Genomic DNA, 7,735 nt, shown 5'->3' on the forward strand with positions numbered 1-7,735 from the left:
CTTGACATCGCCCATTTTGTTCTATATTTGTATTTTATATGTTCTTTATTTGTTCTTATTTTAAGGGGAAATAAAGAAATATAAGAAGCCCACGGACAATAAACAACCCGCCTTTATCGGCCGGCTTTATTATCCGCTTCAAAAATAACGGCAATGTGGTTTTGCTTTATGCCCCGCACCCGTCATTTTCTTTACCCCCAACTCGTTAATCTCCCACCGCCATGGGAATTATCCCATGCGCGTGGTTGATTAACATCATTTGCTTTATTTTTTTTCAAGAAAGGAAAAAATTTCATGCCTGCAAATCCCACCAACACCATCTCCACCAGCTTCGTCAAGTATTACGAGGCCGAGGTCAACGAAGCCTTCCAACGGCAGGGTTCAAAACTGCGCCCCACGGTGCGTTTCAAAAACAACATTCGCGGTATAGCGGCAATTTTCCCAAAAATTGGGAAAGGTTCCGCCGACAGCAAATCACGCAACGGCGATGTGCCGGTGATGCGCCTGGCGCATGAAGTGGTTGAGGTCCTGCTCAACGATTATTATTGCGGCGAATGGGTCGACGCGCTGGACGAATTGAAAACCAACGTCGACGAACGCATGGTCGCGGCGCAAAATGGTGCCTACGCCCTGGGGCGCAAAACCGATGATAATATCATCGCCGCGCTGGACGCGGTTGCCGCCACCATCAACGTAACCGGTAGCGGCAATTTGGCCGATACGGTGGGCTTGACCAAGGAAAAGGTTTTGGCCGCATTTCAAACCCTGGGCAAAAATGACGTGCCCGACGATGGCGAACGTTATTTCGTCATCGGTTACAAACAATGGGCTGATTTGATGGCAATACCCGAATTTGCCAACGCGCAATATGTGTCGCAAGAACAATTGCCGTGGCAAAACACCCAAGCCAAAAGTTGGTTGGGCACGACGTTTGTTTATCACAGCGGCCTTAGCATCGTGAATGGTGCGCGCCAATGTTATTGGTATCACCGCCGCGCCATCGGCCTGGCCGCTGGCAACGATATCAAAACAGATATTTCATGGCACGGCGATAAGGCCGCATGGTTTGTCTGCAACATGTTGAGCATCGGCGCCGGCGTGCTGGACACCACCGGCGTGGTGCGCGTGCGTTGCGCCGACAGCAATTAACCATCACCCACTTGTAACGAGTTTCTTTAAGGGGTGAGGAAGTTACCCCTCTCCTCCCTGCTTCCTCCCCCTTAAAGAATTAAATCCTATTTTTTTTATCATCACCAACAGAAAGACCACAAAGCCATGACCGACAATATTATTTACAGCCAACTTTATTTTTGCAACAGCGCGCTTCTGTCGCTCGGCAGTGACAGCATCGCCAGCCTGGACGACAACCGCTTGGAGGCAAAAATTGCCAAGCAACTTTACCCGATAGTGCTTGGCGATTTATTGACGCGCCATGCCTGGCGATTTTTAATAAAAAACGGCGTGACCCTGCCCGCCGTGGCAACCCCCATCGCCACTTGGCAAACCCTTTACCCAAAACACAACCAATATCAATTGCCGGATAATTTTTTGATGATGCTGACGCCGCTCGGCGGCACGCGCAACGATTATATCCTGGCCGATAATATCTTGCTGAGCAAAAACCAACAGCCGGTTATCGATTGTTTGTTAAAAATCGACGAGCAGTTTTTCCCGATTTATTTTGCCAAATTATTGGTCGATTATTTAACCGCCGAAATGGCACTGCCGATTACCGAGGATATAAGCCGCGCGCAATTTTTGCTGGGCAAGGCGGCCAACGAATATAAAAACGCACGGGCGCAGGACAACGGCCTGACCGCGACCGCGCCAATTGCGGCGCGTTACCCACTTATTGAAAAACGCTAAATATTTTTTAACATCATTTGGAGTAAGCAACATGACCATTCGACAAATTATTGAACAGACCGATTTTAACACCGGCATCATCGACCCGAATTACATGGGCAATGAAAACACCACCCTTTACCAACATGGCGCGCGCAAATTGGAAAATTTTGAAGTGCGGTTGGAGGGCACGCTGACGCGCCGCGCCGGCCTGGCGATTATGAAAAAATTGACCGGCAATTACGCTAACCACCTCAACGATGTTCGTTTGTTGTCGTCGCAATGGGGGCGCACCACCGGCGCGATTATCGCCATCAAGCCGGGTTATGTGGCGGTCGGCAATGGCTTGCCCGAAACCGGCAATATCGACATATTTGACCAACAGGGCAATCGGATAAGTTTTGGTATTCATAATTGGGGGGCGTCTATCGTGCAATCCATCAAGGTAACCGACACGACGCTCGGCACGTTATTATGCCAAGATGGTATTTTGCCGACCCTTATTACCTGCAGTGCCAACACCCCCAACGCCAACAACAACACCCCCTATCAATTTAACAAGGTTGATTTTGTGTTTGAAAAGGACGCCAACAATGTTCCCTTCATGCCTTTTGAAACCTTTGCCAACGGGGTTTTTATGTCTTGCTCGGCCGCCAGCACGACACCGGCCGCGCCGATGGTGACAATAAAAACCACCAGCGATTATTTTATCGGCACCGGTGTTTTGGCCGACCATGTTAATACCTGCTTCAAATTATTTGGCGGCGTGGTGCAAATTTCCAGCGTTATCGACAAACGCAACGCCTACGTGCGGATTCTGTCGCCGCTGACCGGTTGGACATCGGCCACCACCAACGGCGCATTTACCGAGCAAGCCTTTTCATTTCCGCGCGGTTACCCACGGGTTGGCATAACCTATCAAGGGCGGATGATATTTGGTGGCACAAAATCTTTTCCCGCCAAAATTTGGATGTCAAAATTGGGTAATTATTACAATTTTGATTTGGGGAGTAGCGGCGATGGCGACGCCATTGTCTTTAACATCACCGCCGACCAGGCCGAGGAGGTGCAATGGTTGGTGGCCGGCCGGTATTTGGAAATTTACACCAACCTTGCCGAATGGTCCTGTCCGGTTGACAGCCTGACCCCCACCACGCTCGGCCTGGCGCGGCAAAGCCGTTACGGCATGAGCAACCAGGCCGCCACCCCGCCCCTGAGCATCGAGGGTAGCACGGTGTTTTTGGGCAAGGACCAAAGAACCCTGCACCAGGTGCAATGGTCGGATATCAACAAGGGTTACACCCACGCGATTATTAACCGCCAGGCGCAAAGCCTGACCACCGGCCTGACCGCGCTCCATTACGACCCGCAGAAAAAATTGCTCTATGGGTTAAAAACCGATGGCACGTTGGCGGTGATGACCTACTACCAGGAGGCGCAAATTTTCGCCTGGGGGCAAATCACCACCAATGGCACGGTGGTGGGCATTGTCGCCGGTCGCAACAATATTCAAAACACCAGCGCGCTGGTCGAACAACCTTACCTGTTGGTAAAACGCGGCGCGGCGATTTATGTCGAAACCTTTGACAGCAATTACATCGCCGATGGTGTCGACCAAAAACCCGCCATGACCGACCGCGTCACCACATTTTCATTGGAAAATTTTTGCGCCGGCCAGGCAATTGCCCTTTACCAACATGGCCAATTGAAAAAAACCATGGTTGCGCCAAGCCTGACCCCGGCGACGCCGGCGGTAAGCCTCACCCTGCCGCCGGAGCTCGACCTCAATACGCCATTTGCGGTTGGCTTGGTGTTTGGGTCGGTGTTAAAACCGCTCCACCGATTTTCGGGCCCCGGCGGCCGGTCGAGTTTTTCGGCGATGAAATTGGCACGCCTGTCATTTTTGGTGAAGGACACGCCGGTGCTGTGTTGGCAAAACAGCGATGGTAAGAAATTTCAGGGGGCGGTGAATAATTATGTTTTTAACCCCGCCACCAACATTGCACCAAGCGACGGCACGCCACCAAGTCTTGTGCCCTACAGCGGCTGGGCGACCTTCGCCCTGCCTGGCTGGTTGCAGGAGGTATCGGAAGCATTGTGGCAAATTTCTTACCAAAACCCCTATCCCCTAACCTTGCTGTCGGCCAAGGAAGAATATCTTTTGTCGACCATCAGCAACCAAACCCCCACCAACTAAACAACCCAACGAAAGGAAAAAAATACCATGACCGCATTATCGCTTTTGGCATTGCCCATCACCATCGCCAGCACCATCATACAGGCAAAACAACAGGAGGAGGCCAATGACCAACAACGCGCCGCCGCCGACCGGCAACAGGCCACCGACCAGCAACGGCAAGCCATTGCCCAGCAACAGGTGCAATTGGATTCCACCGCGCAACAACGCGCCTTGTTGGCGCAACAGAATAAGGCCATCGCCGCCCTGCAAAATTATTATTACAAATCGGGCATCGACCCGACCAGCGGTTCGGCGCAAAATGCGTTGTTGGCATTAAGCCAAAAAAACACAACCGACCTGGAACAATTGGCGCGCGCCACGGCGTTGCGGAAGCAGGAGGCCGGCCTTATCGGTGCGAATGATTTTGGCGGCAATGCGGTGCAACCCTATAACCCATTTCCCGCCACCGTCGATTTGCTGAACACCATCGGCCGCGGTGTTGCCAACCTTAGCGATCTATCAAAAAACAACAACAATAATAATAACGACAACCATCGCCTGTAAAGAAATAAGTGCAACAATAACCAACCAATCCACCCCGCCCGCCCCCACCCCAAAAATTGTAAGATTTTTATGGGGGCGGGTGCGGGGTCGGCATAGAACAAACAATTGAAAGAAAAAAATACCATGCCAATCATAAATCATTTTGCCACCGCGTTCGACGCCGGCGACACCCAATTGATAAGGTTTTTTATCGACAACGCCACCGGTTTGTCGGTGTCAATGCTGTCGTTGTATTTTATGTTTCGGTTGTTCGATAAACACCTGACAAACTTAACGGCGCATTTGGAATCGCTAAATGATTTGGTGATGATATTGCACAATCGCGGCGAGGGTTACCAACGCGACACGACCAACGCCCTGCGCCGTATTGAGCAGAAAATCACCCGCTGGCCGACCAACAATTTAGCCAACAACAATTTTCGTCAACCAAAAAACCAAAGGAAAGATGCCAACCACCATGAGCGATAACCAAAATAATAATAACCACGAGAATAACAATGAGGACGGCAAGGGCAGGAAAAACACCAGCCTGTCGATAAAAAAAATCCTGAGCAATGAATTGCCAAATTTATTAAATAAATTATTGGGCGAAATCGATGATTTGGCGATGCAACCGGTGGCGCAGGTCATGGCGATGGACAGCGACGACATGGCGCAACATCAACGATTGTTAAAAAACCTGCATGAGAAACATAAGACGCTAAAAATGATTTTGCAAAACATCGCCTTGGTGTTGGAATTGAATCCATCGCCGAACGGCCGCGAAAAAACCGAAATCACCAATTTATTGGCGCGGGCGGAAACCCTTATCGATAAAAAAATCCTTGGCCCCAAGGCGCAAGGCGCAACCACCAACGACGGCGACCACGGCGATGAATAAAAACAATATCACATCCACCACCAGCGACGACCAAGCGGGCGAACAATTGGACGAGCAATTGGTCAGTTTTTCATTATTTGCCGCCCTGTGGTGCGTGGTCGAGCGCCGGCCATTTCCGGCGCACCAACAGGCGATGGCCAATTTTTTGGCCAATGCTTGGCAAAATCAACAACGGCAATTGTTGTTGATGGCGTTTCGCGCATCGGGCAAATCGACGCTGGTGGGGTTGTTTTGCGCTTGGTTGCTTTACCGCGACAACGACCTGCGAATTTTGGTGTTGTCGGCCGAGCAGGGATTGGCCACCAAGATGGTGCGGGCGGTGCGGTATTTGTTCGACCGCCACCCATTGTTAAAAAATTTAAAACCGCAAACCCCCGACCAATGGGCGCGTGATGAATTCACCATTGCGCGGCGGTTGGTGTTGCGCGACCCGTCGATGATGGCGCGCGGTATTTACGGCAACATAACCGGTTTTCGCGCCGACGTGGTTATTTGCGACGATGTCGAGGTTATCAACAACAGCCACAACAGCGACCAACGGGGCGAGTTGCGGCGGCGATTGGCCGAGGTGGATTTTATCCTGACACCGAGCAATGGCGATGATGAGGGCAACAACGAGGCCGATGGGGTTTCACGCCAATTGCCGGGCGGGTTGCAATTATATGTTGGCACGCCGCACGGGCCGGATAGTATTTACAACACGGCGCGCGATGGTTTTTTGGCGGGGTTCGAATCGTTTGTCATGCCGGTGATGGACGAACATGGCCAGTCGGTGTGGCCCGAAAAATTCACGCCCGCCCATATCAACAATTTGCAACAACGTCACGGCGACAAAAAATTCTTGAGCCAGATGATGTTAAAAATCGACAACCATAATGGCCATGGTTTGCACCATCAACGGCTACGCGAATATGACGGCGATTTGGTTTACAACGAACGCAACCAAATTGGCCAGATGCGGTTGGTGGGGTGCGACCTGGCCGATGGTGCGGTGTTGAACACAGCGATCGATTCCATCGGCTGTTTTTGGGACCCGGCGTTTGGCGACCGCCACAAATCGGCCGATGGGTCGGTGGTGGCGGTAATGGCGATGGACGGCGACGGGCATTTTTACCTGCATGAATTGGTTTATCTTGACAATAAATTTGACGGCGATGCGCGTTACGATTTGGCCGGCATGGGGTTGCAACATCGCGATAACCCGGCGATGGTGCAGATAACCCAGGTGATGGCGATTATGGCGCGAAATTTCGCCCGTGGCATTACGATTGAAAACAATGGCTTAGGGAAATTTTTGCCCGGCCTGTTGCGCCAGGAAATTCGCCGCCAAAAAAAATTATGGGTGGTGAATGAAATCAGCCATCGACAAAACAAACGGGCGCGAATTTTTGCCGCGTTCGATAGTTTGTTATCGGCCGGCGCGTTGCATGTGCATCGCCGGTTGCGCCATGGCGATAAGGGAAAAAACGGCGGGCGGTTTTATAATGAAATTGCCGATTTTCAATTGAACAATAACACCGGCCACGACGATGGGTTGGACGCGGTGGCCGGTTGTATCGAATCGCCATTTTACAAAATTCACGCAAAGCCAAACCAAACGGCCGATAATAAAAATGACAACGAAATTCCTGTCGCCAATCATGCCGACGAGAATCGGGACAAATAATTGGGCAATAACAACCATCAGCAATAAGGAGAAATCACCATGCACAATATTATTAACCTGTTCCCCGACGCGTCTCACGAACGTCAATTTTTTATGCCCGAACCATGGCTGGGGTTAAAGGAAGAAATACTGGCCATGACATTATTTGGTGGCGGGTTTCCGTGCAATATTATTTTGTTGGAAACCATCGCCCTGTCGGTCATGACGCGGGTGCGGTTGGCGGAAAATTCGGCCAAACTGCGGCAATTATTTGGCGACGATGTGGTGGCGGTGTGTTTGAAAAAAAACCAATACCAGGCGTGGCAAGAATTTGGCCGCACGATGGGGCATTTTTACCGCGCCAGCCAACAGCGTAAAGATTTTCAAATTTGCCGCCGCGTCGCCCGCCGCGCGGTGAAAAATGTTATCACTTTATCGCCGACCATAAAATTTTTTGTCGATGGGTCGCGCGATGTTTTGGGAGATGTTGGTGATGATGCACGGCTCAACCCGACCCATTTTCACCATGCCGAGGACCACCCCGATTGGGCGGTGGGGCAGACGCCGTTGTTTTTGCTGGGGGATTATTTTTTTTACAATATGGTGGGGTGAGGCCGCCGAC

Annotated in this window: 8 protein-coding genes; all 8 read left to right on the forward strand. The window is 51.2% G+C overall.

Annotation, left to right across the window (positions count from 1 at the left end; genetic code table 11):
- Positions 1 to 294 precede the first annotated feature (294 nt).
- The 8 genes from QM529_07155 to QM529_07190 all read left to right on the forward strand — a co-directional run bounded on the left by QM529_07155 (position 295) and on the right by QM529_07190 (position 7,725).
- The gene (locus QM529_07155; GenBank protein ID MDI9314431.1) at positions 295 to 1,149 is read left to right on the forward strand and encodes a phage capsid protein; all 855 of its coding nucleotides are present in this window, start codon (positions 295 to 297) and stop codon (positions 1,147 to 1,149) included.
- A 126-nt stretch (positions 1,150 to 1,275) separates the two neighbouring features.
- On the forward strand, positions 1,276 to 1,866 hold the full coding sequence (locus tag QM529_07160; protein MDI9314432.1) for a hypothetical protein: 591 nt from the start codon (positions 1,276 to 1,278) through the stop codon (positions 1,864 to 1,866).
- A 31-nt stretch (positions 1,867 to 1,897) separates the two neighbouring features.
- The gene (locus QM529_07165; GenBank protein MDI9314433.1) at positions 1,898 to 4,042 is read left to right on the forward strand and encodes a hypothetical protein; all 2,145 of its coding nucleotides are present in this window, start codon (positions 1,898 to 1,900) and stop codon (positions 4,040 to 4,042) included.
- A gap of 27 nt (positions 4,043 to 4,069) precedes the next feature.
- Positions 4,070 to 4,588, forward strand: a complete 519-nt coding sequence (locus QM529_07170) for a hypothetical protein (GenBank protein MDI9314434.1) — start codon at positions 4,070 to 4,072, stop codon at positions 4,586 to 4,588.
- A gap of 123 nt (positions 4,589 to 4,711) precedes the next feature.
- Complete coding sequence (locus tag QM529_07175; GenBank protein ID MDI9314435.1) at positions 4,712 to 5,056, forward strand: hypothetical protein; 345 nt, start codon at positions 4,712 to 4,714, stop codon at positions 5,054 to 5,056.
- Positions 5,046 to 5,468: a hypothetical protein gene (locus QM529_07180; protein MDI9314436.1), complete on the forward strand. Its 423-nt coding sequence runs from the start codon at positions 5,046 to 5,048 to the stop codon at positions 5,466 to 5,468. The genes QM529_07175 and QM529_07180 overlap by 11 nt, the downstream gene beginning before the upstream one ends.
- Positions 5,461 to 7,134 (forward strand): phage terminase large subunit, encoded by a 1,674-nt coding sequence (gene terL / locus QM529_07185; GenBank protein MDI9314437.1) that lies wholly within the window; start codon positions 5,461 to 5,463, stop codon positions 7,132 to 7,134. The genes QM529_07180 and terL overlap by 8 nt, the downstream gene beginning before the upstream one ends.
- A gap of 39 nt (positions 7,135 to 7,173) precedes the next feature.
- Positions 7,174 to 7,725 (forward strand): hypothetical protein, encoded by a 552-nt coding sequence (locus QM529_07190; protein MDI9314438.1) that lies wholly within the window; start codon positions 7,174 to 7,176, stop codon positions 7,723 to 7,725.
- Positions 7,726 to 7,735 lie beyond the last annotated feature (10 nt).

It is taken from the genome of Hydrotalea sp., from assembly GCA_030054115.1.
Lineage (GTDB): Bacteria > Pseudomonadota > Alphaproteobacteria > JASGCL01 > JASGCL01 > JASGCL01.

Coding starts and splice junctions, on each gene's coding strand:
- QM529_07165 (MDI9314433.1), top strand. CDS start 1,898: ATGACCATTCGACAAATTATTGAACAGACCGATTTTAACACCGGCATC.
- terL (MDI9314437.1), top strand. CDS start 5,461: ATGAATAAAAACAATATCACATCCACCACCAGCGACGACCAAGCGGGC.
- QM529_07170 (MDI9314434.1), top strand. CDS start 4,070: ATGACCGCATTATCGCTTTTGGCATTGCCCATCACCATCGCCAGCACC.
- QM529_07190 (MDI9314438.1), top strand. CDS start 7,174: ATGCACAATATTATTAACCTGTTCCCCGACGCGTCTCACGAACGTCAA.
- QM529_07180 (MDI9314436.1), top strand. CDS start 5,046: ATGAGCGATAACCAAAATAATAATAACCACGAGAATAACAATGAGGAC.
- QM529_07160 (MDI9314432.1), top strand. CDS start 1,276: ATGACCGACAATATTATTTACAGCCAACTTTATTTTTGCAACAGCGCG.
- QM529_07155 (MDI9314431.1), top strand. CDS start 295: ATGCCTGCAAATCCCACCAACACCATCTCCACCAGCTTCGTCAAGTAT.
- QM529_07175 (MDI9314435.1), top strand. CDS start 4,712: ATGCCAATCATAAATCATTTTGCCACCGCGTTCGACGCCGGCGACACC.